Source organism: Stenotrophomonas maltophilia (assembly GCF_006974125.1).
GTDB lineage: Bacteria > Pseudomonadota > Gammaproteobacteria > Xanthomonadales > Xanthomonadaceae > Stenotrophomonas > Stenotrophomonas maltophilia_O.
Genome location: NZ_CP037858.1, coordinates 1,535,810 through 1,561,931, shown reverse-complemented (window position 1 = coordinate 1,561,931; position 26,122 = coordinate 1,535,810). Strand labels below are relative to the sequence as shown.

The following is a 26,122-nucleotide window of genomic DNA, read 5'->3' as shown; positions in this document are numbered from 1 at the left end:
GATGAAACCGATCACGTTCGGACTACTGTCGATCGCCCTTGCGGCGGCCGTTCCCGCCCATGCCAACCTCACCGTGCACCCCATGCGTGCATCGGTGGACGTGAAGAAGGGCACCAACATCCGTGTCTATTCGCAGTCCACCCAGCCGCAGTACGTGCAGGCATCAATCCGCCGCATCGACAACGCCGCGCAGGCCGACGAGAACGAGGTGGAGATCGAGCCGGCCGAGGCGGCCATCGCCATCACCCCGGGCAAGTTTGCTTTGGCCGGGGGCGGCAATCGCCTGATCCGCGTCATTCCGCTGCAACCGGTCACCCAGGAAACCGCCTACCGCGTCTACTTCGAGGGCGTGCGCGGCCCGGACGAAACACCACTCGAACCCAGCGGGCAGGGCGCGCAGGCCAACGTCGGCGTCAGCCTGGTGTGGGGCGCGCTGGTGAACGTGCTGCCGGATGACGGCACCGTCGGCTTCCGCCTGGACGGCAACCAGCTGCGCAACACCGGAACCCTGCGCCTGGGCATCACCAGCATCGCCGAATGCCAGGGCAGCCGCTGCACTGCGCATGACGTGTCGCGAAGCCTGTACCCCGGCAGCGCATTGGACCTGCCGTTCGTTCCCGTTGCGGGAAGCACCCTGCAACTGCGCTATCGCCTCACCCGCGATGGCTATCGCGAACACCTGCAGACCTTCGCCCCCTGATCTCCGACACCCGCCGTGGCTGCAGCGCCACGGCGTTCCCTTCGTTTGTCCTGTTAAGGAGTTTCCATGAACAAGATCTATCGTAGATTGTGGTCGACTGCCCGTCAGTGCTGGGTAGTTGCGAGTGAGCTGAGTGCCACCAAAGGCAAGCGCAATGGAGCGCAACTCTGCCTGATGGCGGCCGTTCTCTGTGCGTCGTCGCCGGTCGGTGCGGCCGTCTTCAATGAGAGCTGCTCACCCCTGATAGCGGATTACTACACCTGTACGCCCTCCTATGGGCACGACGACAGTCGCATCTACACTCTGGTTGGAAGCAATACCCGCAACTCGATGATCACAGGTAATGGAACTGAAATCGACGGTCGCTTCTCAACTGGATTCGGCCATCGCAGCAAGGTTCTGGGTGACCGCGCGACGGCACTGGGTTACTACGCAAGGGCCTACCAGGGCTACAGTACCGCTTTGGGGTCCTGGGCGATGGCAGACGGTATCGGGGCCATCGTGATCGGCAACGATGCATCAGGATCGGGGCGGAATGCCGTCGTCGTCGGTAGCGGTGCGAACGTTGCCACGGGCGCAGGTCTGGGTGGCATCGCCATCGGCGGCAACGCGCGTGCCGGTACGGCAGGATGGAGTGGTGCGATCGCACTGGGGGCGAGTGCCGACGCAACGCACGACGGTGTCGCGTTGGGTCACCATGCGACTGCCAGCGCAAGCGGCGCCGTGGCGCTGGGCCGTGGCTCAGTCGCCAACGAAGGAAACAGCGTCTCCGTTGGCAGCGCATCCACCCAACGCCGCATCGTCAACGTCGCCGATGCGCGCTTGTCCGATACCAGTACCGATGCGGTCACCGGCAAGCAGCTGCACAAGACCAACGCCGATCTGGGCGTGGTGCGTACCACCGCCAACGCCGCCAGGACCACCGCCGACCAGGCGCTGGCCAACACCCGTCTGGTGACACAGACCTCGGCCAGCAGTGCCATCCGCCTGGGTAGTGACAACACCGGAACGGTCATCAACGTGGCCAACAAGAACGGCACCAAGCGCGTGGTGCAGAACATCGCCAATGGCGTGGTCAGCGCCACCAGTACCGATGCAGTGACCGGCCAGCAGCTGCATGCGACCCAGCAGACGGCGAACGCTGCCAGCGCGACTGCTACTGCCGCGCAGACGGCAGCGACCGCGGCCAAGTCCACCGCGGATGCGGTCAATGCGACCGTCCGCGCGCGGGCGCTTTCGCTGGGGGAGGGCGCCTCGGCTGAAACCAACAGCTATGGCATCAGTACCGCAGTGGGCCACAACGCCAAGGCATACAACGGCCAGGGTGTCGCCCTTGGCTTCGACGCTCTGGCCGGTGTCGACCAGGAGGGCGCCAAGGTGGCTGGCGCCAATGGCGGTGTTTCCATCGGCGCCCGTACGCGTAGCGGCAATGGTGCGGTCGCCGTGGGGCTGCAGGCCAATGCCGCTGCAGATCGAAGCGTGGCAGTCGGTCACCAGGCATCTGCCCAGGGGCAGTACGCAGCGTCTCTTGGCTTCCAGAGCAATGCCACGGGTGCGCAGGCGGTCGCGGTAGGGCGTGGCAGCATCGCCGCCGGCGCCCAGGCGGCATCGCTCGGCAATCTGGCCAATGCGTCCGCGGCCGGCGCGACAGCACTGGGTGACCGTGCCGTAGCTTCCCACGCGGGTTCGGTGGCGTTGGGCAATGGCGCCCAGACTGCGGGAAACAACCAGATTTCGGTCGGCAACGCTACGCTCAAGCGCAAGATCGTCAATGTGGCGGACGCTACGTTGGGCGATAGCAGTTCCGAGGCTGTGACCGGCCGCCAGCTCAACACCACCAACAGCAACGTCACCACCGCACAGAACACCGCCAACGCGGCACAGACCACCGCCGGTAACGCGAAGACCACTGCTGATAACGCTCTGGCGCAGGCAACCACGCTGGGCGGCCTGGTGGGGCAGGTATCGGCTACCGGCAATGTGCGGCTGGGTGCCGAAAACACCGGCACCGTGCTGGACGTGCGCAACAAGGCCAATGCCAACCGCAAGATCAGTGGCGTTGCCGATGCAGTGCTGAGTACAACGAGTACCGAGGCTGTGACGGGCCGCCAGCTCACTACCACCAACAACAACGTCACCACGGCGCAGAACACCGCCAACGCGGCGCAGACCACGGCCGGTGCCGCGAAGACCGCCGCGGATTATGCCCTGGCGCAGGCGAATGCCCTGGGTGGGCTGGTGGGGCAGGTGTCCGCGACCGGTAACGTGCGGCTGGGTGCCGAAAATACCGGTAGCGTGTTGGACGTGCGAAACAAGGCCAATGCGAACAGGAAGATCAGCGGCGTTGCCGATGCGGCCCTGAACGGCACCAGCACCGAGGCCGTGACCGGCCGGCAGCTCAACACCACCAACAGCAACGTTACCGCCGCACAGAACACCGCCAACACGGCGCAGACCACTGCGGGTGCTGCCAGGACTGCTGCTGACAACGCACTGGCACAGGCCACCACCCTGGGTGGGCTGGTGGGGCAGGTGTCTGCCACCGGAAACGTACGACTGGGTGCCGAGAACAGCGGCACCGTGCTGGATGTTGCCAACAAGGCCGGTGCGAAGCGCCGTATCAGCAATGTCACCGATGGCGTCCTCAGCGCCACCAGCTCCGATGCCGTGAGCGGTCAGCAGCTGTTTGCCACCAACGAGACAGCGAAGGCGCAGGGTCTGGCGCTCTCGTCACATGCCACGCAGCTCACTGCACATGCGGGTCGCATTGATGACAACCGTGATGGCCTGGACCGCCTTCGCGAAGAGTTTGAAGCCTTCAATCCGGATCTGGACGGCGTGGTGAAGTTCAGCGACGACCGCAGTCTGGTGGAGATGGGCGGTGCGCGGGTGACGGGGATTGCTGATGGGGATATCAGTTCTTCGGCTAGTACGGATGCTGTCAATGGTGGGCAGATTTTCTCGACGAATAGTCGCGTGGAGAAGATTGAAGATACGGTGAGAATGGTTGCAGTGGGTACTGAGCAGGCCACGCAGTCAGCACGTGCAGGCGACTTCAGTGTCGCCTTCGGCAACTCTGCAAATGCGACGCCGAGCGGGGAGGGCGGGACTGCCGTCGGAAGTTTCACAAACGCCCTGGGTAGAAACTCTGTTGCACTGGGGCGGGCAGCGTACGTGAGCACATTGGCGGATAGTGGTTTTGCACTTGGTGCAGGATCATTCGTTGAGGAGGAATTTGGTGTTGCGATTGGTGCATCTTCAAGTATTGAAGTTGGCGCGCTCAATGCAGTGGCTATAGGCGCATACTCAGTTGCAGCTGAGTCGAATACGGTTTCCTTTGGTGACGGATCAATGAAGCGTCGCTTGGTCAATGTTGGCCGAGGAACTGGAGTTCATGATGCAACCACCATTGCACAGCTCAACGAATCCCTGGCTACCCTTGGCGGTGGTGCAGGCATGGACGCGAACGGCAACGTGATCGCTCCGACCTACACCATGCAGGGCGGCACCCAGCGCACGGTTGCGGATGCGCTGAATGTACTGGATGGCACCACCACCAAGACCGGTACCCGAGTGGGCGTGATCGAGAACCAGCTTCGTTCGATGTTCGACGACACGGCATCTGCACGTACGGGTGGCGTTGGTCAGCTGACCCTTGCTGGCGCACACGGTATGGTCCTGACCAACCTGGCTGATGGTCGATTGGCTCCGGGCAGCCGGGATGCAGTTACCGGCAGCCAGCTGTATGCGGCGAAGCAGGATATCGCACGTAACCGAAACGGCCTTGAGGAACTCCAGGGCAAGGCAAACGCATCAGTACTGGCCGCTCTGGTGTCTGAGAGCTCGGCTCTGACTGATATCAGTTTTGGGGGGGGCTCGATTGACTGATGTTGCGCAAGGGCAGGTTTCCAGTACAAGCTCGGATGCTGTAACTGGTTCACAGCTCTTTGCAACCAATGAGCGCGTATCCGATCTTGAAAAGTCTTCAGGGGGAGTCGCCGTTAGCTCCAAGTATGAAAGCAATTCTCATGCGAAGATCGGTGATCGCGCGGTAGCAGTTGGCGAGTACGCCTCAGCGAGCGTGAATGGTGCAGGTGGCACGGCCGTTGGACACTTTGCTCAGGCTTATGCAGAAAATTCAGTGGCTCTCGGTCAGTCTTCATCGGTGGCAGGCGGAAATGAAGGCGGGGTAGCAATCGGCTCAAGGGCAAGGGCGGACGGTTCCCGAAGCATGGCAATAGGGGATCGAGCTTGGGTCTTCGCTGGTGCGGAGAACTCCGTAGCTATTGGTGCAGGTTCTGAAGCGCTGCGCTCCAATGAGTTTTCGATTGGTAGCCGTACCAATTTGCGCAGGTTGACGAACGTTGCAAGTGGCGTAGCTTCTTATGACGCGGCTACAGCAGGTCAGTTGCGCGATTCTCTGGCATTGTTTGGTGGTGGCGCTACGCTGGACAAGCAAGGGAATGTTGTCTCCCCCTCCTTTAAGGTCCAAGGCGGCGCTCATACGAATGTAGGCGATGCTCTGAGTATGCTCGACGGCGCCGTCACGTCCACCGGTTCGCGCATGGATCGCGTGGAAGGCCAGTTGCGCTCGGTGTTCCAGGACACGCCCACCAGCCGCACCGACGGCATCGGTCAGCTGACGCTGGCCGGTGCACAGGGCATGGTCATTTCCAACGTGGCCAACGGCCTGATCGCGGCGGGCAGCCGTGATGCGGTCAATGGTGGCCAGCTGCATGCCATGCAGCAGCAGCTCAACGGCCGCGTGGATGGGCTGGAAAGCCGTCTGGATGGGCAGCCGCAGGGGCGTTCGCAGCGCCTGGCATCGACCGAAGTGCCGGTGACCCTGCCGCCTGCCACCGAGGAATCGCCGGTGGCCGAAGCCGGTGGTGCACCGAAGGTTGCCTCCAACGAGGGTGGCGGCCAGCCGGCGGGTTCCCCGAAGAAGAAGGACGAGCCGGCACCGAAGGCGCAGGTTGATACCGCCGAGCTGGAGAAGATGCTGGCGCGTGCCAACGAGTACACCGATGGCGCCATCAGCAGCGTCGAACGCCGCCTGGACAAGATGGACAAGCGCTTCAACCGGATGGCGGCGATGGGCAGCGCGCAGAGCGCAATGGCGATGAACACCGCGGGCCTGAACACCTACAACCGCCTGGGCGCGGGCGTGGGCTACAGCGAGGGTGAATCGGCCATGGCGGTCGGCTACCAGCGTGTGCTCAATGACAAGGGCTCGGCCACCTTCAGCCTCAACGGCGCGTTCACCAACAGTGGCGAACGCACCGTCGGCGTCGGTGTGGGTATCGGCTGGTAAGCAGTGCAGCCCCGGCGTGGTGCGCGTAAAGACCCCCGCCGCGCCGGGGCCCTTGCCGAGGAGATGGCAATGTACCGATGGGCAAGTCGATTCATCAGCTACCGCACGTTCTATCTGTGGCGTGCGCGGTATTACTACTACACCCGGCGCGTGGATGTCTTGCTGTTGTCCAACGTGCTGTGCTTTGCGGTTGTGGTGTTCGTGCTCTGGTACTACTGGAAGTTCAGTACGGTGCCACCCCCGCGGCTGCATCCGCAGGCGGCAGCCTTGCGGGTGGAAGGCATCACCAATGAGGCGATCCTCCGCATCGCGATGGTGCGCCGCGCCGGCAGCCCGCCGGGCCAGGACTTCACCTCCGGGGAGGACATCCGCGCCAGTACACTGCGCACGATGCGGGTGCGGCAGGTACTGGATGGCGAGGTTGCATGGCGGTTGAAGGCCACGCTGCTGGCGGACATCGCCGATTACATCGAGGCGACCAATGGCTGTGTGCCGTATCAATGCGCGCGGGTGCAGGCGCACATCAGCCTGCTGCGCGAGGCCGCAGCGGAAAACAGGGGCGTCAACCGGGCGCTGCAGCCCATCCTGGATGGCCCACCTGATCGGGTACCCAGTCTCGAAGGCGTCGAACGCCAGCGGGTGAAGAGCGGCTGGTCGGATTCGTTCAGCGACATCTACCACCAGGCATGGTTGTTGAACGATCTTCGGACCATGCACGCGCGGATGATGGCGGAGTATCCCAGGCGTGCGCCCGCCCCCTGGTTGCCGGAGTGGCTGTTGGGCTCCGGGCCCACAACCGGCAGCGGAATGCCGCTGTAGGGCATTGGCCATCGGGAGGGTGGGCGGCGGGTCCCCCTGGAAGTGATGAGGGAAGGGCGAATCTGCAACTTGTTGCATGGCATTGGCCCCGCCCTGTACGGACACTGCGCACCCTCCTTTTTTCAACCGGGCTCCCCGCCATGCATGTCCCTGCCCGCCATTCAGCTTCACGGCCTCTTCCCCGCAATCTGCTGGCCATGGCGATCTTCGCCTGTGTGCTGCCTGCTCCCGCCTTTGCCAGCACGCCGCTGCCGCAGTTGATTGCCGATGGCAGCGCGCACGACGCTGCAGGCAGCTACGAGACGAGTGAGGCAGGGGCGGCGGGTCATGCGCTGTTCGCACTCAACGGCGGTCGCATCGACGCGGCCGCGCCAGTGTCGGTCATTACCCGCGGGCAGGGCGCCGCAGCCCTGCGCGCTGAATCCGATGGCCTGATCCGGCTGCACGGCGGAGCAGTCAGCACGCAGCACGGGCGCGTGTCCGACGCCATTTCGGTGGCGTCGGGCGGGCGGGTGGAGCTGCTGCGCGCCGCCGATGGAACCGGTGTGCGGGTGTCCACTCTCGGCCTTGGCAGTGCCGCTGCCCGGGTCGATGGCGGATCGCTGCTGATGCAGGGTGCGCACCTCAGCACCACGGGCAATTCGGCCATGGCGGTGATCGCTGCCGGCGGTGCACGGGTGCAGGTGGACGACAGTGAGCTCACCGTGGCCGGCGCCGGTTCCGAGGCCCTGCGTATCGGGCAGCGCGCCACTGCTGAGGTGACCCGATCGGTGCTGCGCGCCAACGGTTGGGGCAGTGCCGCAGCGGCCGTGGCCGGTGGCGGCAGCCTGCGTCTGCAGGGCAGCTCGCTCATTGCCGGACCCTCTGCGAAAGGCCTGCTGGTGGAACGCGGTGGCACCGCGGTGCTGGTTGATACCCATATCGACGCAGTTGGTGATCCGATCGGTGTCGTGCCGATGGCCGAAGTCGATGGCGGCACGCTGCACTGGCGCGGGGGGGAACTGATCGCATCTTCGGAACGCAGTAGCGGCATCGCGCTGCGGGGCGACAGCGTTGCCGAACTCGAGAACCTGCGTATCGAGACCGGTTTCCATGCAGTTTCTGCCACGGACGGCGATGACGCGAGATTGGATGGCGTGGACATCTACACCCATGGTGGCATTGCTGCGGCGGTTCACCTGGGCGGTGCGGCCAACTTCGCGATGTACGGTGGCAGTATCGGCACGTCCGCTGACCGCGCGGTGGCACTGGACAACCGTGCAGGCAACGCCCGCCTGTTCGATGTGCGATTGACTACGCTTGGGCAGTCCTCGCACGGCCTGTACGCATCGATGGATACAGGCCGTGGCCAGCCGTCCATCCAGGCCGATGGGGTCGCCATCCAGACCCGTGGCGCAGGCGGCATCGGTGCGGTGGCGCGGCTGGGTGGCCAGGTGGCGTTGTCTGGTGGCTCCATCGTCACGTCCGGCGAAAAAAGCTATGGCGTGCTGACCGGCGGTGCCGGCCGCATGTCCCTGTCTGGCACCGATGTGACCACGACCGGCCGTGGTGCCTGGGCGGCGGTGATCAATGACAACGGCGTACTGGACATTGACGGTGGGTCGTTGCTGGCCGAGCGCCATGGTGCGCTGTGGGTGCGCAGCGCCCGCCAGTTCACCGCGCGCAACGGCGCACGACTGGCCGGCGGCAATGGTGTGCTGGCGCAGGTCGACGCCGCATTCGCTGCACCGTTTACGTTCGAATTCAGTGGCGATGTGGACGCGGTGGGTGACATCGTCATCACCCCGGAAGACCTTGCTGCAGGCATTCCGGTCGCCGTGGACCTGCGGCTGGATCTTGCCGGTCGATCACGGTGGCAGGGAAGCAGTACCGTGCTTGGGCAGGCGAGGTTGTCCGGGCAGAGCCAATGGACGCTGACCGGTGATTCGCGGGTCGGATCGCTGTCGCTTGATCGCAGTGCGGTGCAGCTCTCCCAGGGGTATGCCGGTCGCTTCCACCGGCTTGTCGTGGGCGGTGACCTGGATACGCATGGCAGTCTGCTGGTGTTCAATGCGGCGCTGGGCGGCGACGCGTCCGCGACCGACTTCCTGCACGTGCTGGGCAGCACCCGCGGCGATGCGGCGGTCCAGGTCAACAACGTGGGCGGGCTGGGCGCACAGACGCAGAACGGTATCCAGCTGATCCAGGTGGAAGGCAGCTCGGACGCGCACTATTCGCTGTCCGGGCGTGCCGTTGCGGGCCGCTACGAGTATTTCCTGCACAAAGGCGGCATTGCCGACCCTGCCGACGGTGGCTGGTACCTGCGTTCGGCGCTGGCCACCGTGCCCGACCCCTGCGAGAGCGATCCGCAGGGTACAGGCTGCTCGGTGAAGCCGCCGCCGGAACTCTGCAGTGAAGGCCTGGATGGGTCGTCGTGCGAAGACGGCCCGGGTGTAACGCCTGATCCCTGCGAGGTGATTGAAGGCGATGGGTGCGCTGGGTTGCAGCCACGCATCCTGCGTCCGGAGGCGGGTACCTATCTGGCCAACCGCTTCGCCATGGACCGGCTGTTGCAGCACGGCGCACAGGACCGAGGCGTTCGTACAGGCGACGGTGTGCAGGGCTGGATCCGCACGCAGGCCGCGCAGGTGCGGCTGCCTGGCGTGGACAACCAGTTGTCCCTGCGGTCGCAGCATTCCGTGCTGCAGCTGGGCGCCGACGTGGGTGTATTCGATGCAGCGCGCACCCGTTTGGGCGTGATGCTGACTGCTGCACGTGCCAGAACCCAGGCGCGGTCGGTGTTGACCGATTACCAGGCGCAGGGCGACGTGCAGGGCGCCGCCGTGGGTATCTACGCGAACTGGGCATCCGAGGCGGCCTATGTGGATGCGTGGACACAGCGCGGTCGGTTCCGCAACGGTGTCGGTGGCGATGCACTGGCGCGTGAGCGCTATCGCAGCCATCTGTGGCAGTCCTCGCTGGAAGCGGGCTACCGCTTCGGTGTGGGCCGCGTGGGTTCCACCGCAGTAAGCCTGCAGCCCGAACTGCAGTTGGTCCACAGCCGTTCGCAGATGGGCACGCATGTGGAGCACACCGGTACCGAAGTGCGCCTGCTGCAGTCCAACCGGCTGTCTGGTCGATTGGGGCTGCGCCTGCAGGCCGAGTCGCGCATGGAGTCGGGTGCAACCGTCAACCCGTACCTGGCGGCCAACTGGTACCGCCAGGGCACCGCACCGCAGGTTGCGTTCGATGGCGAAGCGATGGGCGCAGGCGTTGCGCGCGATCGCTATGAAGTCAGCGCCGGCGCGCGCATTGCCTTCCGCTCCGGACTGAACGCCTGGGGCGGCTTCGGCCTGATGCGGGGCGACCAGGGCTACAGGGAAGCCAATGCACAGCTTCGCGTCGCCTATGACTGGTAATCGTGCACCAGGGGTCAGCCGCCGATGTAGGCGGTGATCTCGGCCTCGGCCAGCAGTTGCCGCAACTGGCTGATCGAGGCGCGCCGCATCGGCTTTTCATCCACCGGCGACAGCGGCGCCTGTCGCAACGCGTCGTAGGGCAGCACAGCCAGGTCGAAGGTCAGTTCCTCGGCACTGAATACCCAGACCGGTACGTCCAGGATGCGCTCGCGGTCCAGGCGCAGGCGTCGCGTGCGCGACTCGGCCGGAATGCGGTGGTCTTCCAGGAAGCGGTGTACGGCTTCCGGGTCGTCGCTGTGCAGGTGCAGCTGCACGGGGCTGTTGGCATCGGCGGTGCCCTCCAGCACCGGGCCGGCCAGGCGCGGGGAGAAGCCGTGCAGGAACTCCAGCGCACGCATTGCGGCCTCGCGGCGGCGCTGCAGTTCGTTGTCGTGCTGGGGCCCGGAGAACAGCCGCTGGTACTCGCGCAGGGCGTCTTCGATCTCGGTATTGCGGGGCAGGGAGGCATCGTCGTGGATGCCGAGCCGGCTGGCGGCCTTCAACTTGGCCTGGTGGTAGTCGCGGATGCCGCCTTCGGCCATCAGGCGGGCGGCTTCGTGGGCGAGGCGGTGGCGCCGCTCGCGGGTCTGGCTGGCAGCATGCTGACGGGCGCGATGCATGCGATGACTCCCTGTTGCGACCTGGCTACAGACTAGCGCACGGATGTGACATCTGCGTGGGTATTTCGGATGTTGCTGCTCTGGTAGGTGCCGACCTTGGTCGGCACAGAGCGCCAACCAAGGTTGGCCGCTACCACGGCAAAAGGGTGCCGTTGATCCTGTAGAGCCGAGCCCATGCTCGGCTGCTCTACCGAGGGCGCCCGGAGCCGAGCATGGCTCGGCTCTACAAAGGCGGCGCCAACCAAGGTTGGCCGCTACCAGAGCCGCGGCGGTGCCAACCCACAGTTGGCACCCACCTGATCCTTCCTCAGAAGATATCGAACGCGGCGGCGTCGGCCTGCGGCGTATTGAGGTTCAGGTCGTAGTCGGTCAGGCGGTCCATGTCTTCCACCTTCACCCACTCGGTCGCGCCGTTGAGGGTGGCCTGGACCATGCCGCTGGGCGGGTCGTTCTGCGCGATCGGGGTGTCCTTCAGCGCGGTACGCATGTAGTCGATCCAGATCGGCAGGGCGGCCTTGCCACCGTATTCGCGGTAACCCAGCGAGCGGAAGTCGTCGCGGCCCACCCACACGGTGGTCACGTACGGGCCGCCGAAGCCGGAGAACCAGGCGTCGCGGTGGTCGTTGGTGGAGCCGGTCTTGCCGCCCACGTCCTCGCGGCCGAGCACCTTGGCCTGGGCACCGGTACCGCGCTGGACCACGTCGCGCATCATCGACACCAGCTGGTAGGCGGTGCGGGCGTCGATCGCGCGCGGGGCGGTGCGGGCATCGGGATTGACCGGCGCGGCCGGGGTTTCGGTCCTGGCTTCGGCCTTGGCCGCAGCAGCCGGGTCCACCTTCGGGGCCGGAGCGCCGAAGTTGAAACCGTCCACCACCTGGTTGACAGGCTGGTCGCTGCTGCCGGCGCAGTCGCGGCAGGCCAGCGCCGGGTTCTCCTTGAACACCAGGTTGCCGTCGCGGTCATTGACCTGGTCGATCAGCCAGGTATCCACGCGCGAGCCGCCATTGGCGAACACGGCGTAGCCACGGGCCACCGACAGCGGGGTGAGCGAAGCGGTACCCAGCGACATCGACAGGTTGGGCGGCAGTTCCGATTCGGCGAAGCCAAACTCGCTGATGTACTTGCGCGCATAGTCCACACCCATGCCATCAAGCAGGCGCACCGAGACCAGGTTGCGCGACTGCACCAGCGCTTCGCGCAGGCGCATCGGGCCGCGGAAGCCACCGCCGTCGTTCTGCGGGGCCCAGGTCTTGCCGCGGCGGTCGCGGAACACGACCGGGGCGTCGAGCACGATCGACGCCGGGTTGTAGCCCTTGTCGAAGGCGGCCGCATAGACGAACGGCTTGAAGCTCGAACCCGGCTGGCGGCGGGCCTGGGTGGCGCGGTTGAACTTGTTGCCGGAGAAGCTGAAGCCACCGACCAGCGCCTTCAGCGCGCCGTTGTGGGCATCCAGCGAGACCAGCGCGGACTGGCCGCGCGGAATCTGGTCCAGCAGCCATTCGCCTTCCTTGGCACCGGCGCGCACGCGCACGATGTCGCCGCGCTGTACCAGCTTGCCCGGGGTCTTGTTGGTCCACTTGGCGGCACCGGCCGGCAGCACGATCTCGCTGCGGTTGGCCAGCACCACGGTGGCGCTGCCATCGGCGCCGGTGCCGGCGACGATCGCCGGCAGCAGGCCGGCCTGGCCGTACATGCCGCGCAGGTGCTCGGCCAGGGCGGCGGTGTCTTCGCCGGCACCCACCTGCACCTGCTTCTCCACGCCGTGCCAGCCGTGGCGGTGGTCGTACAGCAGCAGGCCGTCGCGCACCGACTGGTTGGCGGCGGTCTGCAGGGTGGAGTCGATCGTGGTGGTGACGTGGTAACCCTTATTGACCACATCCCCGCCGAAGCGGGCGATCATTTCCTGGCGCACCAGCTCGGCCACGTACGGGGCATCGACCTGCACCGGCGGCTCATGCGCGGTGGCATGCATCGGCACGGCCTTGGCCGCATCGGCCTCGGCCTGGCTGACGAACTTCAGGTCGGCCATGCGCTGCAGCACATAGTTGTCGCGGCGCTGGCGGGCACGTTCCGGGTTGGAGATCGGGTTGCCCGAGGACGGGAACTTGGGGATGCCGGCCAGCGAGGCCATCTCGTCCAGGTCCAGCTCGTTCAGCTTCTTGCCGTAGTAGAACTCGGCGGCGGCGGCCACGCCGTAGGCGCGGTTGCCGAAGAAACTCTTGTTCAGGTACAGCTCGAAGATCTCGTCCTTGCTCAGCTCGGACTCGATCTTGCGGGCCAGCAGGATCTCGGCCAGCTTGCGGGTGTAGCTGTACTCGGAGCTGAGGAAGAACTGGCGGGCCACCTGCTGGGTGATGGTGGAGCCACCCGGCACGCGCTTGTCGCTGGTGGTGGCCAGCAGCCACACCGCGCGGCCGATGCCCATGTAGTCCACGCCACCATGCTCGTAGAAGCGGGCATCCTCGGTGGCCAGGAACGCCTGCTTCAGGCGCTCGGGCACATCCTTCATGGTGATCGGGGTGCGCCGGGTCTCGCCGAACACCGCCATCAGCTTGCCGTCGGCAGCATAGACGTACATCGGCTCCTGCATTTCCACGTCGCGCAGGGTCTGCACGTCGGGAAGCTTGGAGGACACAGCGTAGTACAGACCGCCCACGGCGGCCGCGCCGATCAGCGCCAGGACCAGGACAATCAGGAAGATCCAGCGCAGCCAGCGGCGGAGTCGAGTCATCGGGTTCAGATTCCGATTGCGAATTTCGTGGTCGCAGAGTATAGATTACGCAAGGTGGCGGCTGGGGTCGGCACCGGGGAGCGCAAGGGGAACAGTCAGGGGCTGCATCGTGAATCCGTGAGGAACTTCACAGCAGGGCCGTTGCCATTTGCTAAGAATACGTTATTAATGCTCGGGCGCAGGTCTTGCGTCCAAGTGCCCGTCGGCAGGGGAGAAACCGTGGGGCTCATCCCAAAAAGTCAGTCGCCGCTTGTAGGCGTCGACATCAGTTCGACTGCGGTAAAGCTTTTGCAGCTGTCCCGCAGCGGCAATCGTTTTCGTGTGGAACATTACGCTGTGGAACCTCTTCCGCCGAATGCGGTGGTAGAGAAGAACATCGTGGAAGTGGAGGCCGTGGGTGAGGCCATCCGCCGTGCGATGAACCGTTCAGGCAGCAAGGCCAAGCTGGCCGCTGCCGCCGTCGCCGGGTCCGCGGTGATCACCAAGGTGATCCCGATGCCGGCCGAGCTCGACGAGAACGACATGGAAGCCCAGATCGAGCTGGAAGCGGTCAATTACATTCCGTACCCGATCGAGGAAGTGAACCTGGACTTCGAGGTGATCGGGGCGATCCCGAACAACCCGGAGATGGTCCAGGTGCTGCTGGCCGCGTCGCGTTCGGAGAACGTGGAACTGCGCCAGTCCGCGCTGGAACTGGGTGGGCTGCAGGCCAAGGTGATGGACGTGGAGGCCTTCGCGGTCGAGAACGCCTACGCCCTGGTCGCCAGTGAGCTGCCGGTGTCCAGCGATGGCGTGGTCGCGCTGGTCGACATCGGCGCCACCATGACCACCCTCAATGTCCTGCGCGGTGGCCGCAGCCTGTACAGCCGCGAACAGGTGTTCGGTGGCAAGCAGCTGACCGACGAGATCATGCGCCGCTACGGCCTGAGCTACGAGGAAGCCGGCCTGGCCAAGCGCCAGGGTGGCTTGCCGGAAAGCTACGAGATGGAAGTGCTGGAGCCGTTCAAGGAAGCCACGGTCCAGCAGATCAGCCGCCTGCTGCAGTTCTTCTATGCGGGCAGTGAGTTCAATCGCGTCGACCACATCGTGCTGGCCGGCGGTTGCGCCGTACTGGGTGGCCTGCCGGAGATGGTCGAAGAACAGCTGGGCGTGCCGACCGTGGTCGCCAATCCGCTGGCACAGATGACCCTGGGCCCGAAGGTGAACGCGCATGCGCTGGCCCAGGATGCCCCCGCGCTGATGATCGCCACCGGTCTGGCGCTGAGGAGCTTCGACTGATGGCACGCATCAATCTATTGCCCTGGCGCGCCGAGCGGCGCAAGCAACGCCAGCGCGAGTTCTACGCAATGCTGGGCATGGCCGCTGTCGGTGGCCTGCTGTTGTCGCTGATGATCTGGTTCTACTACGACCGCCAGGTGAGTGGCCAGATGGACCGCAACGCCTATCTGGAAGCCGAGATCGAGAAGGTCAAGGAACAGAACAAGGAGATCGATCGCCTCGATGCGCAGAAGGATCGCCTGCTGGCCCGCAAGAAGGTGATCGAGGAACTGCAGGCCAAGCGCTCGCAGATGGTCCACCTGTTCGATGCGTTGGTGCGCACGATTCCTGACGGCGTGGTGCTGACCGCCCTGCAGCAGGAAGGGGACATGCTCACCCTTGAGGGACGCACCCAGTCCAATGCACGTGTGTCGGCTTACATGCGCAACCTGGAAACCTCCGGCTGGATGACCAACCCGGAGCTGTCGATCATCCAGGCCAGTGCCGGGGACAAGAGTGCAGCCGGTCCGGTCTCGGACATCAAGGCGCTGCCGTACATGTTCAAGGTCACGGTGAAGCTGCCTGCACAGAGTGAAGAGACCGGTACCCCCGGTTTGAACGCCGATGGCAGCGTGGCGGCCGCGCCGGCTGCGACGCCCGCCGTGGCGCCGCTTGCCGCCGGCCCCGATGCGGCGGCCCCGGCCGCTGCTCCAGCACCGGCCACGGCCCCGGCCCAACCGGCAGCAGCGCCCGCCAGCGCTCCGGCCACCGCACCGGCGCCTGCACCGGCGCCTGCACCGGCCAAGCCGAACCAGCCCGCCGCACCGGCACCGGTCGCCAGGCCTGAGGGCAGCCGCCTGGCGCAGCCGCCGCAGGCCTCTTACGCCCCGCTGCAGGGGGATCGCGCATGAGCCAGAAAATCGATCTGAAGAACCTGGATTTCAACGACATCGGCAACTGGCCGCAGAAGGCCAAGATCGTCTTCTGTTCGTTGCTGGCCCTGGTCATCATGTTCGTTGCGTGGATGCTGCTGATCAGCGGCAAGCGCGATGAACTGGCCAGCCTGGAGTCGAAGGAAAGCGATCTGCGTACCGAGTTCTCCAAGCAGCAGGAACGCGCGGTGAACCTGGGGCCGCTGAAGCAGCAGCTGGCGCAGATGGAGCAGGTCCTGCAGCAGATGCTGCGGCAGCTGCCCAGCAAGACTGAAATGCCGGACCTGATCATCGACATTTCGCAGACCGCGCTGTCCAGCGGCCTGACCAGCCAGCTGTTCGAACCGGAACAGGAGCAGGTCAAGGAGTTCTACGCCGAGAAGCCGATCAAGCTGAAGATGGTGGGCAGCTACCACCAGTTCGGTGCGTTCGTCAGTGGCGTGGCCTCGCTGCCGCGCGTGGTGATCCTGACCATGCACGACATCAACCTGAAGCCGGCGGACAAGGCTGGCGGTGGTTCGCGTGCCGGTGCGCTGGAGTTGTCCGGCACGGTCAAGACCTACCGGTATCTCGACGAGACCGAGGTGCAGGAACAGCAGAAGGCTGAAGCCGGCAAGGAGGGCAGCAAGTGATCCGTTCCTTCTTTGCACGTTGCGGGATGGTCGCTGCCGTGTTGCTGCTGGCTGCCTGCGGCCGTGGCGTGACCAGCACGCCGGGCGACGCGCCGAATCTCGAGAAGTGGGTGGAAGGTGAACGTGCCCGGCCGGCGCAGCCGCTGGAACCGTTGCCTGTGATGCAGCAGTTCGAGACCTTCGAGTACTCCGCGCAGGGCCTGCGTGATCCGTTCACCGATGCATGGACCAATCCGCAGGGGAATGGCGGACTGCGGCCGGATCCGAACCGGCGCAAGGAGCCCCTGGAGGGCTTCCCGCTGGACGCACTGGACATGGTCGGTACCATCGGCACCGGCGGCGGCACCGTCGCGCTGGTGATGGGGCCGGACAAGGTGACCTACCGGGTGCGCCCGGGCGGTTACCTGGGGCAGAGCGACGGGCGGGTCACTGCGGTCTTCGAAGACCGTGTGGAGCTGATCGAACTGGTGCCGGATGGCGCGGGTGGCTGGCTGGAACGGCCAGCAACGCTCTCGCTTGAAGATCAATGATCGTTTACTGGGGATAGCACGATGACCTTTCACCAAGCCAAGGGGCTGCGTCCCAACCGGCGCTCTACCTTGAACCGTGTCAGCGCGTTGGGAGTCGCGCTGATGCTGGCCTGCGCTCCGGCGCTGGCCGCCGCACCGGCGGAGAAGCCGGTGGGCACCACCGTCGCACCGGCCGCGGCACCGGCCGGCCTGTCGGTGGCCAAGATCGATTTCAAGCGCGGCGATGATGGCGCGGGCCGCCTGATCGTGCAGTTTGACGGCCAGGGCGCGATCCCGGACCTGCGCACGCAGGGCAACAGCGTGGTGGTCGACGTGGGCAATGCCCGCCTGCCGGCCAACCTGCAGAAGCCGTTGAACGTCGTCGACTTCGCCACGCCGGTGCAGCGCATCGACGCCAAGCCGTCCGGCGCCGGCACCCAGCTGGTGCTGAGCACCGGCGGTGCGGTGGAGTCGCTGGCCTACCAGAGCGGCAACGAATACGTGGTGGAGATCAGCGCGCGGCAGGCTCCGGCCGCCGTCGGTGCAGTGACCGCCGGCAGCGTCACCCAGGCCGCAAAGGCCGTCGGCCAGCGTGGCTTCACCGGCAAGCCGGTGACCTTCAACTTCCAGGACGTGCCAGTGCGCACCGTGCTGCAGTTGATCGCCGAAGAGTCCAACCTCAACGTGGTGGCCTCCGACTCGGTGCAGGGCAATGTGACCCTGCGCCTGGTCAACGTGCCGTGGGACCAGGCACTGGACATCGTGCTGCGTGCCAAGGGCCTGGACAAGCGACGCGATGGCAGCGTGATCTGGGTCGGACCGCAGGCAGAGCTGGCCAAGTTCGAGCAGGAGAAGGAAGACGCGCGCATCGCCATCGAGAACCGCGAAGACCTGGTGACCGATTACGTCCAGATCAACTACCACAGCGCCACCCAGATCTTCAAAGCCCTGACCGAAGCCAAGGGCATCGGCGGTGGTGGCGGTGGTGGTGCAGGTGGCGGTGGTGGTGGGTCGTCGCAGGAGGAGAGTGGCTTCCTGTCCGGCCGTGGCCGCATCGTTGCCGACGAGCGCACCAACACGCTGATGATCAGCGACATTCCGAAAAAGATCGCGCGCATGCGTGAGCTGATCAACGTGATCGACCGCCCGGTCGACCAGGTGCTGATCGAAAGCCGCATCGTGATCGCTACCGATACGTTCGCGCGTGAGCTGGGTGCGCGGTTCGGCATCAGTGGCAGCCGCGACAACGCCTACTTCAGTGGCAATCTGGAGGCCAATCGCGATACCCGCAAGTCGCAGGTCGAAGCCGATGCGGCCAACGCCAAGGCCTACCGCGACTGGCTGGCCGGTGGCAGTACGGGCCCGGCGCCGGTGCCGGTCGGCTCGGCAATCACCCGTGGCCTGAACTGGGCCATGCCGGCAGCGTCCACCAACCCGGCGGGCTCGCTGGCGCTGTCGATCCTCAATGCCGGCTACCTGCTGGACGTGGAGCTGTCGGCCATGCAGGAGGAGTCGCGTGGTGAAGTGATCTCCAACCCGCGCGTGGTCACCACCAACCAGCGCGAGGCCCTGATCAAGCAGGGTAAGGAAATCGGCTATGTGACCATCAGCGCCGGTGCGGGCGGTGTCGCTACGCCGAACGTGCAGTTCAAGGAAGTGGTGCTGGAACTGAAGGTCACCCCGACCATCACCAACGACAACCGCGTGTTCCTCAACATGCAGGTGAAGAAGGACGAAGTGGACCGGCTGATCCAGCTGGAAGGCTATGGCACCGTGCCGTCGATCAACCGCCGCGAAGTGAACACCGCAGTGCTGGTCGAGGACGGGCAGACCGTGGTCATCGGTGGTGTGTACGAGTTCACCGACCGCAACAGCATCAGCAAGGTTCCGTTCCTGGGCGATGTACCGTTCCTGGGCAACCTGTTCAAGAAGCGTGGCCGCAGCAAGGACAAGGCCGAGCTGCTGGTGTTCGTCACCCCGAAGGTGCTGCGCGTGGCCAAGCAGAACTGAGCCAGCACACCCGGGACTTGAAGAAGGGCCGCCATGTGCGGCCCTTCCTCGTTCATGCCGGCCGCCATCCGCGAATGATCCGGTAGATCCGCGCCATGCGTGGATGAGATGCCCGTTCAGCCGTTCTTGATGCCAATCGCAAGGCACCCTGCGATGATGTCGGGAACCCGTGCCGTCCCGCGCCGGTCAAAGGCCCCCATGAACCTGCCACCGCCGATGCCCGAAACCGTCTCGCCGCCGCCCGCGCCGGCCACCTCCCGCCTGCATGGCGCCTTCAACCAGCTGCGCGACGCACTGTCGGCCGAAATCGTCGGCCAGGCGGCCTTGGTCGAACGCCTGTTGATCGCGTTGCTGGCCGACGGGCACCTGCTGGTGGAGGGCGCCCCGGGCCTGGCCAAGACCACGGCCATCCGCGCGCTGGCCTCGCGCCTGGAGGCGGATTTCGCCCGCGTGCAGTTCACCCCCGACCTGCTGCCGGCCGACCTGACCGGTACCGAGATCTGGCGCCCGCAGGAAGGCCGCTTCGAATTCGTGCCCGGCCCGATCTTCCATCCGATCCTGCTGGCCGATGAAATCAACCGTGCGCCGGCCAAGGTGCAGTCGGCGCTGCTGGAAGCGATGGGCGAGCGCCAGGTCACCGTTGGCCGCCACACCTACGCTTTGCCGCCGCTGTTCCTGGTGATGGCCACGCAGAACCCGATCGAGCAGGAAGGTACCTTCCCGCTGCCGGAAGCGCAGCTGGACCGTTTCCTGATGCACGTACGCATCGGCTACCCGGACCAGGCGGCCGAATCGGAGATCCTGCGGCTCGCCCGCGAGCGTGCCCGTGGCGCACTGGGCGAGGCGGCACCGGCACCCGAGAAGCTGCCGATGCAGGATGTGTTCGACGCCCGCCGCGAAGTGCTGGACCTGCATATGGCACCGGCATTGGAACGCTATCTGGTCGAACTTGTGCTGGCCTCGCGTGATCCGTCGCGCTATGACGCCGGCCTCGGGCGCCGCATCGCCTGGGGCGCAAGCCCGCGTGGCTCCATTGCGTTGGAACGCTGCGCACGTGCACGCGCCTGGTTGGCCGGCCGCGACTTCGTTACCCCCGACGATGTGCGTGCGGTCGCCGCCGACGTGCTGCGCCATCGCGTGCTGCCCAGCTACGAAGCCACCGCCGAAGGCTGGGATGGCGAGCGCCTGGTGCAGGAGCTGCTGGCCCGGGTGCCGGCACCCTGAGCCTGCGCATGACCGATCCATCCCTGGAAGCCGCATCCACCGTCAGTGATGGCGACGGACTGCGCCCGCACCTGTCCGAACTGGTGGCCCTGCGCCGGCTGGCACAGCGGCCGCCGCCGCCGCGCCGTGGCCGCGCCGGCAATGCCGGGCAGGCGCCGTCGCCGCTGCGTGGCCGTGGCATGGAGTACGCCGAGTCACGCGAGTACGTGGCCGGTGATGATGCCCGGCATATCGACTGGCGGGTGACCGCGCGGACCGGGCGTGCCCATACCAAGCTTTTCCAGGCCGAACGCGAGCGGGTCAGCCTGATCGTGGCCGATACTTCGCCAGCGCTGTACTTCGGCACCCGCGTCCGATTCAAGTCGGTGCAGGCGGCCCGCGCGGGCGCCGTCGCTGCGTGGTCGGCGCAGCGTCGCGGTGATCGCGTGGGTGCCCTGCGTGGCAGCGACCGCGAAGCGCCGATTGCACCTGCGGGTGGCCCGCGTGGCGTACTGCGCGTGCTCGACGCACTCACCCGCTGGTACGCGCAGCCGCCCGCCGACGATCTTGGCCTGGAACGCGCGCTGGACCATGCCGCCCGCGTGCTGCGCCCCGGGGCGCGCATGCTGGTGCTGGCCGATCCGCAGCAGGCCGCCCAGATTCCCGTCGTACGCTGGAGCGCGCTGGCCCAGCACCATGACCTCAGCCTGGTGTTGCTGGTCGATCCCCTCGAGCTGCAACCGCCCTCGGCTGCCCTGCAGTTCCAGGCCGCGCAGCAGCGCATTGGCCTTGATCTGCGTCGCAGCGAAGTGCAGTCGCACTGGCACGCGCACTTCGTCGAACCGCTGCAGGAGCTGCGCCGCCAGCTTGGCGCACGCCGCGTTGACGTGCAGGTGTTGTCCACCGATGTGCCCAGCGACGCCTGGTTGGCACCGTCGGTGACCGAGGTGCCGGCATGAGCGCCAACCTGCCGCTGCGCGATGTGCAGCTGCCGCCGGCGCCATCGTGGTGGCCGCCGGCCCCCGGCTACCTGATGATCGGCGGCGCAGTGCTGCTGGTGATCCTGGCGCTGGCCCTGCTGTGGTGGAAACGCCGCCGCCGTCGCCAACGCTGGTTGCAGGCGTTCGACCAGGAGCTGGCCACCACCACCGATGGCACCGCGGAACTGGCGGTGATCGCCGGCCTGCTGCGTCGCGCTGCGCGTCAGGCACAGCCGGGCAGTGAATCCCTGCACGACGATGCCTGGTGGCAGCGCGTGGATCCGAAGGGCACGCTGCCCGACGCGCGCCGCAGCCTGTTGGCCGAAGGTGCCTATCGTCCCCGCGTGGACGCCAGCGAAGTGGCGGCCGTGCGCAGCTGGGCCCGCGAGCGCTACCTGGCCATGCTGCTGGAGCGGCGCCGATGAGCCTGCTGGCAAGTTACTGGCCGTGGCCGGACCTGCAGCTGGCGTGGCCGCTGGCCCTGCTGGCGCTGCCGTTGCCGTTGCTGATGCGCTGGTGGAAGCGCCGCGCCGACCCGGGTGCGGCACTGCGCGTGCCGTACGCGGCGAGTGAACTGGAAGCGCTGTCCGGTGGTGGCCGTGTCGATGTGTCGTGGCTGCGCACGCTGCTGCTGTGGCTGGGCTGGTGCGCACTGTGCATTGCGCTCGCGCGCCCGCAGCAGCTGGGTGAGGCCATCACGCCGCCGCAGCAGGGGCGGCAGATGATGCTGGCGATGGATGTATCCGGCAGCATGGGCGAGGGCGACATGGTACTGGGCGGGCAGGCAGTGGATCGCCTCACCGCGGCCAAGGCCGTGCTGGCCGATTTCCTGGATCGTCGCGCCGGTGATCGCATCGGCCTGCTGATCTTTGGCGACCGCGCCTATACGCTCACGCCGCTCACTGCGGACCTGGCCAGCGTGCGCGACCAGCTGCGCGACAGCGTGGTCGGCCTGGCCGGTCGCGAGACGGCCATCGGTGATGCCATTGGCCTGGCGGTGAAGCGCCTGCGCAGCCAGCCCGAAGGGCAGCGTGTACTGATCCTGCTCACCGACGGCGTCAGCAATGCCGGCGTGCTCGAACCGCTGCGTGCGGCCGAAGTCGCGCAGGCCGAAGGGGTGCGCATCCACACCGTCGCGTTTGGTGGCGATGGCAGCATGCGCTTCCTCGGCATTCCGATTTCCGCTGACCAGGACCCGGTCGACGAGGCCACGTTGAAGAAGATTGCCAGCCTGACTGGTGGCCAGTTCTTCCGCGCACGCGATACCGCGCAGCTGGCCGGCATCTACGCCGAACTGGATCGGCTGGAGCCGATCGCCGCGAAGGGACCGAGCCTGCGCCCGCGCGAGGAACGCTATGCATGGCCGCTGGGCCTGGCGTTGCTGCTGGGCGCATTGGCCTGGGTGTGGCCGGAGCGTCGTCGATGATCGCGTTCGCTTCCCATCTTCCGGACTGGAGCGCGCTGCACTTCCTGCGCCCCGAATGGTTGTGGGCATTGCTGGCGCTGCCGGTGATTCTCGCCGTGGCGCTGTACCGGCAGCGGCGCAGCGATGCATGGCGGCAGGCGGTGGATGCACATCTGTTGCCGCATCTGCTGGCGGCTGGTACGCGCCGTCGCATGCGTCTGCCATTGGCGGTGCTGCTGGGCTGGACGCTCGCATCACTGGCAATGGCCGGACCGAGCTGGCGGCAGCAGGCACAACCGATGTTCCAGCCCAGCGCACCGCTGCTGGTCGTGCTGGATCTGTCCAGCCGCATCACTGCCACCGACCTGCCGCCGTCGCGCCTGCTGCAGGCACGGGCCAAGGTCGGCGAGCTCCTGCGCGCACGCAAGGGCGGGCAGGTCGGTCTGGTGGTGTACGCAGAAGATGCCTACACCGTGGCGCCGCTGACCGATGACGGCAGCAACGTCGCGCTGTATCTGGATGCCTTGTCGCCGGATGTGATGCCGCGTGATGGCCAGCGTGCCGACCGTGGCATCGACTGGGCCACGCGGCTGATGCGGCAGATCGCTGCACCGCAGGGACAGATCCTGCTGGTCACCGATCAAGCTGATGGTGAAGCTGCGTTGGCGGCCGCGCAGGCACGTGGTCTCGGCCTGCAGGTGTCGGTGCTGGGGCTCGGCACATCGGCGGGTGCGGCGTACCGTGACGGCAGTGGGCAGATCCGCAAGGCCGCACTGGATGAGGGTAGCCTGCGTGCCGTTGCCACGGCAGGTGGCGGTCGCTATGCGCGCATTGCCGCCGATGACAGTGACCTGCGTGCGCTGGGCGTGCTCGATGCACGCGAGGGTGCGGCCGCGCAACGGCCGGGCGAAGGCAAGCAATGGCGTGACGAGGGCTTCTGGCTGTTGCCGCCGCTGATGCTGCTGGCGCTGCTTGCCTTCCGCCGCCGCGCAGTGCTGGCAACGGTGCTGGCGGTGGGCCTGTTGCCGTGGATGAGTGATGTGCAGGCGCAGGCACCTGCCGCGCCCGCTTCGCCGCCGCTGCAGGGCACCCTGTGGAAGCGGGCCGACCAGCTGCAGCACCAGCGCCTGGACGACGGCGTGCAGGCCTATCGCAAGGGCGACTTCGCCACTGCGCGCAAGCAGTTCGAGGGCATCGACAGTGATGCCGGTTGGTACAACCTGGCCAACACGCTGGCGCGCCAGGGCAGCTATGATGAGGCCATCGCCGCCTACGACCGCGCGTTGGCGTTGCATCCCGGCATGCCCGATGCGGTGGCCAACCGCGCGGTGGTCGATGCCGCGCGCAAGCGCAGGCAGTCGGGGGGGCAGGGGCAGGACCAGCAGAAGCCGCGGCAGAACGGGCAGCAGAAGCAGCAGAACAATTCACAGGGCCAGCAGAACCCGCAGGGCCAGCAACCGCAGCAGGGCCAGAAGGATCCGGGGCAGGGCCAACCGCAGCAGGGCCAGCAGGGCCAGCCCAGGGCGGGTGACGACAACGCGCAGTCGACGCCTCAGTCCGGCGAGCGCGGCCGCGATGGACAGCAGGCGCCACCACAGGTGGAGGATGCCAAGGCGCAGGCCCAGGCTGATGAGCAGCAGCGCCAGCGCATGCAGCAGGCAATGCAGCAGGCACGCCAGGGCAAGGGCGAACAGGATGGCAAACCCGTGCCAGGTAGCGACGGCACCACTCCGCGCCAACGCGAGGAGCAACAGGCGGTGGAGGCGTGGATGCGGCGCGTGCCGGATGATCCGGGTGCATTGCTGCGGGCCAAGTTCCAGCTGGAAAACGAACGCAGGAAGAGGGAAGGGCGATGACGCGGGCGATCAACATGCACGGGCACTGGCCCCGACAGGTACTGGCGGCGCTGCTGCTGTGGCTGCCGCTGCTGGCCTGGGCGCAGCCGCGCGCGTGGCTGGACCGCGACCGCATCGCGATGGGTGACACGGTCATGCTCAATGTCGAGAGCGACCAGGGCGCCCCTGACTTCACACCGTTGCGCACCGACTTCGACCTCAGCGGGCAGACCAGCAGCCGCCAGGTGGAGTGGAGCAACGGCAGCATGCAGCAGCGCAATCTGTATGGCGTGGCACTCACGCCACGGCGTAGCGGTGCACTGGTGGTGCCGGGCCTGCAGGTGGGCAGCGTCCGTACCGCGCCGCTGACCCTGCAGGTGGATGCCGCCGCCGTGGCCGGCCCCGACAGCAATGCAATGGCCTTCATCGAAACCGTTGTCGATGACGAGACGCCGTACGTGCAGCAGAGCGTAGGCGTGGTGGTGCGGCTGTATTTCGCCTCGCAGCTGGCGTCCGGCGAGCTGGTGCTGGATACACCTGCCGGGGCGTCGCTGCAGCGTGTAGGCGATGACCGCACCGATGTTCGCCAGGTCAACGGCCGCCGTTACAACGTGGTCGAGCGCCGCTTCCTGCTGATCCCGGAGCGCAGCGGCGCCCTGCGCCTCGCAGGTGCGCGCTTCAACGGGCGCAGCGCCGGTGGCTTCTTCGATGATTTCTTCGGTGGTGGGGATGGCCGCATGAATGCCACCGGTGCCGATCGCACGCTGCAGGTGCAGGCACAACCGGCACAGGCGCCGCAGCCATGGCTTCCGCTGCAGAGCCTTCTGCTGCGCTACACCAGTGCGCCGACCAGCGCCCGTACCGGTGAGGCCGCCAATGTGGTGGTCGAGGCGATTGCCGAAGGGGCAACCCGCGCACAGTTCACCGACCTGCCGGTGCCGGACCTGGGCACCCATGCGCAGGTATTCGCCGAACCTGCGCAGTACGAAGAATCGTTCAATGGCAGCACGCCGCGGCTGAAGATCACCCGCCGCTATTCGATCGTGCCGCGCCAGCCGGGTTCGCTGGTGGTGCCGGGGCCGCGCCTGCCGTGGTGGGACGTGCGCAATGGCAAGGCAGAGGAAGCGAAGCTGCCGGACCTGACGCTGACGGTTGCGGCGGGCAATGGCGCTGGCAACGGCTCGCCGGCACCGCTGCCGCCAATCGACACCGACGCCGCGCTGCCCGGCAGCGATGGAAAGGACAGCCGCATCGCCGCGACCGATCCGCGCGCCGGTGGCCTGGCCGAACGTCCGTGGCCGTGGATGGGCGCGACCATCGGCCTGGCGCTGCTGTGGCTGTTGACCCTGTTGTGGGGCTGGCAGCGTGGCCGTCGCCCGCGCGTGGCGGCGCCTGAGGTGGGCAGGGGTGCTGTGCCGACCGTGGCGAGCGGACGTGCCGGTTTGGCCGAACTGCGCCGCACGCTGGATGGCGAAGGGTTCGAGCAGGTGGAGGCGCAGCTGTGCGCGATGGCCGGCGTCGAACGCATCGAGCAGGTCATTGCACGGTTGGATGACCCGACCCAGCGCCAGGTGCTGCAGGATCTGCAGCAGGCCCGATGGGGCGGCCAGGGTGATCTGGCGCCGCTGCGCACGCGCCTGCGCGAGGTCTTCCGTGACGGACCGCACTGGTCGGCGACGGCGATCACCGCTGACACTGGCCTGGCGCCGCTGTATCCGCCGCGGCGAACCTGAACCGG

The 26,122-nt window shown here is 66.6% G+C and carries 18 protein-coding genes and 1 pseudogene; 17 read left to right on the top strand and 2 right to left on the bottom strand.

Translation table 11 applies throughout. The annotated features are described in order from the left end of the window. Nucleotide 1 precedes the first annotated feature (1 nt). The 6 genes and pseudogenes from EZ304_RS07105 (at nucleotide 2) to EZ304_RS07080 (ending at nucleotide 10,231) form a co-directional block, all read left to right on the top strand. Nucleotides 2–700 carry a pilus assembly protein gene (locus EZ304_RS07105; RefSeq protein WP_142806660.1) on the top strand — a complete coding sequence of 233 codons (699 nt, stop codon included), beginning with the start codon at nucleotides 2–4 and terminating at the stop codon, nucleotides 698–700. Between the two features lie 66 nt (nucleotides 701–766). Further along, a complete protein-coding gene (locus EZ304_RS07100) occupies nucleotides 767–4,588 on the top strand; it encodes an ESPR-type extended signal peptide-containing protein (RefSeq protein WP_142806659.1) in 3,822 nt (1,273 codons plus the stop codon). Further along, nucleotides 4,566–5,111: pseudogene (locus EZ304_RS21095) on the top strand (hypothetical protein); the annotation flags it as partial. The gene EZ304_RS07100 and the pseudogene EZ304_RS21095, both read left to right, overlap by 23 nt. A 117-nt stretch (nucleotides 5,112–5,228) precedes the next feature. Then, nucleotides 5,229–6,014 carry a YadA C-terminal domain-containing protein gene (locus tag EZ304_RS21090; protein WP_260678432.1) on the top strand — a complete coding sequence of 262 codons (786 nt, stop codon included), beginning with the start codon at nucleotides 5,229–5,231 and terminating at the stop codon, nucleotides 6,012–6,014. A 69-nt stretch (nucleotides 6,015–6,083) separates the two neighbouring features. After that, nucleotides 6,084–6,833 (top strand): hypothetical protein, encoded by a 750-nt coding sequence (locus EZ304_RS07085; protein WP_142808077.1) that lies wholly within the window; start codon nucleotides 6,084–6,086, stop codon nucleotides 6,831–6,833. A 197-nt stretch (nucleotides 6,834–7,030) separates the two neighbouring features. Next, nucleotides 7,031–10,231: an autotransporter outer membrane beta-barrel domain-containing protein gene (locus tag EZ304_RS07080; protein WP_185959221.1), complete on the top strand. Its 3,201-nt coding sequence runs from the start codon at nucleotides 7,031–7,033 to the stop codon at nucleotides 10,229–10,231. Nucleotides 10,232–10,245: 14 nt separating this feature from the next. On the opposite strand, the gene EZ304_RS07075 is transcribed toward EZ304_RS07080, so the two are convergent. Beyond that, a complete protein-coding gene (locus tag EZ304_RS07075; protein ID WP_142806656.1) occupies nucleotides 10,246–10,890 on the bottom strand; it encodes a hypothetical protein in 645 nt (214 codons plus the stop codon). Between the two features lie 307 nt (nucleotides 10,891–11,197). Continuing rightward, complete coding sequence (locus EZ304_RS07070) at nucleotides 11,198–13,621, bottom strand: penicillin-binding protein 1A (protein WP_142806655.1); 2,424 nt, start codon at nucleotides 13,619–13,621, stop codon at nucleotides 11,198–11,200. Between the two features lie 219 nt (nucleotides 13,622–13,840). On the opposite strand from EZ304_RS07070, the gene EZ304_RS07065 reads away from it, so the two are divergent. From EZ304_RS07065 to EZ304_RS07015, 11 genes are all read left to right on the top strand, one after another. Next, nucleotides 13,841–14,899: a pilus assembly protein PilM gene (locus EZ304_RS07065; protein ID WP_099552984.1), complete on the top strand. Its 1,059-nt coding sequence runs from the start codon at nucleotides 13,841–13,843 to the stop codon at nucleotides 14,897–14,899. Further along, nucleotides 14,899–15,789 (top strand): PilN domain-containing protein, encoded by an 891-nt coding sequence (locus EZ304_RS07060; protein ID WP_142806654.1) that lies wholly within the window; start codon nucleotides 14,899–14,901, stop codon nucleotides 15,787–15,789. The genes EZ304_RS07065 and EZ304_RS07060 overlap by 1 nt, the downstream gene beginning before the upstream one ends. Further along, complete coding sequence (locus tag EZ304_RS07055; protein ID WP_005410857.1) at nucleotides 15,786–16,442, top strand: type 4a pilus biogenesis protein PilO; 657 nt, start codon at nucleotides 15,786–15,788, stop codon at nucleotides 16,440–16,442. The genes EZ304_RS07060 and EZ304_RS07055 overlap by 4 nt, the downstream gene beginning before the upstream one ends. 26 nt (nucleotides 16,443–16,468) lie before the next feature. Continuing rightward, the gene (locus tag EZ304_RS07050; protein WP_043035665.1) at nucleotides 16,469–16,972 is read left to right on the top strand and encodes a pilus assembly protein PilP; all 504 of its coding nucleotides are present in this window, start codon (nucleotides 16,469–16,471) and stop codon (nucleotides 16,970–16,972) included. Nucleotides 16,973–16,993: 21 nt separating this feature from the next. Beyond that, the gene (locus tag EZ304_RS07045) at nucleotides 16,994–18,961 is read left to right on the top strand and encodes a type IV pilus secretin PilQ (RefSeq protein WP_111205121.1); all 1,968 of its coding nucleotides are present in this window, start codon (nucleotides 16,994–16,996) and stop codon (nucleotides 18,959–18,961) included. A gap of 198 nt (nucleotides 18,962–19,159) precedes the next feature. Further along, complete coding sequence (locus EZ304_RS07040) at nucleotides 19,160–20,185, top strand: AAA family ATPase (protein ID WP_049432649.1); 1,026 nt, start codon at nucleotides 19,160–19,162, stop codon at nucleotides 20,183–20,185. An 8-nt stretch (nucleotides 20,186–20,193) separates the two neighbouring features. Then, the gene (locus EZ304_RS07035) at nucleotides 20,194–21,123 is read left to right on the top strand and encodes a DUF58 domain-containing protein (protein WP_142806653.1); all 930 of its coding nucleotides are present in this window, start codon (nucleotides 20,194–20,196) and stop codon (nucleotides 21,121–21,123) included. Continuing rightward, nucleotides 21,120–21,569, top strand: a complete 450-nt coding sequence (locus EZ304_RS07030) for a DUF4381 family protein (protein ID WP_142806652.1) — start codon at nucleotides 21,120–21,122, stop codon at nucleotides 21,567–21,569. The genes EZ304_RS07035 and EZ304_RS07030 overlap by 4 nt, the downstream gene beginning before the upstream one ends. After that, nucleotides 21,566–22,570, top strand: a complete 1,005-nt coding sequence (locus EZ304_RS07025; RefSeq protein ID WP_099555158.1) for a vWA domain-containing protein — start codon at nucleotides 21,566–21,568, stop codon at nucleotides 22,568–22,570. The genes EZ304_RS07030 and EZ304_RS07025 overlap by 4 nt, the downstream gene beginning before the upstream one ends. Then, complete coding sequence (locus tag EZ304_RS07020; protein ID WP_142806651.1) at nucleotides 22,567–24,405, top strand: VWA domain-containing protein; 1,839 nt, start codon at nucleotides 22,567–22,569, stop codon at nucleotides 24,403–24,405. The genes EZ304_RS07025 and EZ304_RS07020 overlap by 4 nt, the downstream gene beginning before the upstream one ends. Next, nucleotides 24,402–26,117 carry a BatD family protein gene (locus tag EZ304_RS07015; protein WP_142806650.1) on the top strand — a complete coding sequence of 572 codons (1,716 nt, stop codon included), beginning with the start codon at nucleotides 24,402–24,404 and terminating at the stop codon, nucleotides 26,115–26,117. Before EZ304_RS07020 ends, EZ304_RS07015 begins: the two co-directional genes overlap by 4 nt. Nucleotides 26,118–26,122 lie beyond the last annotated feature (5 nt).

Excerpts from the sequence above, each read along its gene's own strand:
- EZ304_RS07105 (WP_142806660.1), top strand. The coding sequence starts at position 2 with ATGAAACCGATCACGTTCGGACTACTGTCGATCGCCCTTGCGGCGGCC.
- EZ304_RS07100 (WP_142806659.1), top strand. The coding sequence starts at position 767 with ATGAACAAGATCTATCGTAGATTGTGGTCGACTGCCCGTCAGTGCTGG.
- EZ304_RS21090 (WP_260678432.1), top strand. The coding sequence starts at position 5,229 with ATGCTCGACGGCGCCGTCACGTCCACCGGTTCGCGCATGGATCGCGTG.
- EZ304_RS07085 (WP_142808077.1), top strand. The coding sequence starts at position 6,084 with ATGTACCGATGGGCAAGTCGATTCATCAGCTACCGCACGTTCTATCTG.
- EZ304_RS07080 (WP_185959221.1), top strand. The coding sequence starts at position 7,031 with ATGGCGATCTTCGCCTGTGTGCTGCCTGCTCCCGCCTTTGCCAGCACG.
- EZ304_RS07075 (WP_142806656.1), bottom strand. The coding sequence starts at position 10,890 with ATGCATCGCGCCCGTCAGCATGCTGCCAGCCAGACCCGCGAGCGGCGC.
- EZ304_RS07070 (WP_142806655.1), bottom strand. The coding sequence starts at position 13,621 with ATGACTCGACTCCGCCGCTGGCTGCGCTGGATCTTCCTGATTGTCCTG.
- EZ304_RS07060 (WP_142806654.1), top strand. The coding sequence starts at position 14,899 with ATGGCACGCATCAATCTATTGCCCTGGCGCGCCGAGCGGCGCAAGCAA.
- EZ304_RS07055 (WP_005410857.1), top strand. The coding sequence starts at position 15,786 with ATGAGCCAGAAAATCGATCTGAAGAACCTGGATTTCAACGACATCGGC.
- EZ304_RS07050 (WP_043035665.1), top strand. The coding sequence starts at position 16,469 with ATGGTCGCTGCCGTGTTGCTGCTGGCTGCCTGCGGCCGTGGCGTGACC.
- EZ304_RS07045 (WP_111205121.1), top strand. The coding sequence starts at position 16,994 with ATGACCTTTCACCAAGCCAAGGGGCTGCGTCCCAACCGGCGCTCTACC.
- EZ304_RS07040 (WP_049432649.1), top strand. The coding sequence starts at position 19,160 with ATGAACCTGCCACCGCCGATGCCCGAAACCGTCTCGCCGCCGCCCGCG.
- EZ304_RS07035 (WP_142806653.1), top strand. The coding sequence starts at position 20,194 with ATGACCGATCCATCCCTGGAAGCCGCATCCACCGTCAGTGATGGCGAC.
- EZ304_RS07030 (WP_142806652.1), top strand. The coding sequence starts at position 21,120 with ATGAGCGCCAACCTGCCGCTGCGCGATGTGCAGCTGCCGCCGGCGCCA.
- EZ304_RS07025 (WP_099555158.1), top strand. The coding sequence starts at position 21,566 with ATGAGCCTGCTGGCAAGTTACTGGCCGTGGCCGGACCTGCAGCTGGCG.
- EZ304_RS07020 (WP_142806651.1), top strand. The coding sequence starts at position 22,567 with ATGATCGCGTTCGCTTCCCATCTTCCGGACTGGAGCGCGCTGCACTTC.
- EZ304_RS07015 (WP_142806650.1), top strand. The coding sequence starts at position 24,402 with ATGACGCGGGCGATCAACATGCACGGGCACTGGCCCCGACAGGTACTG.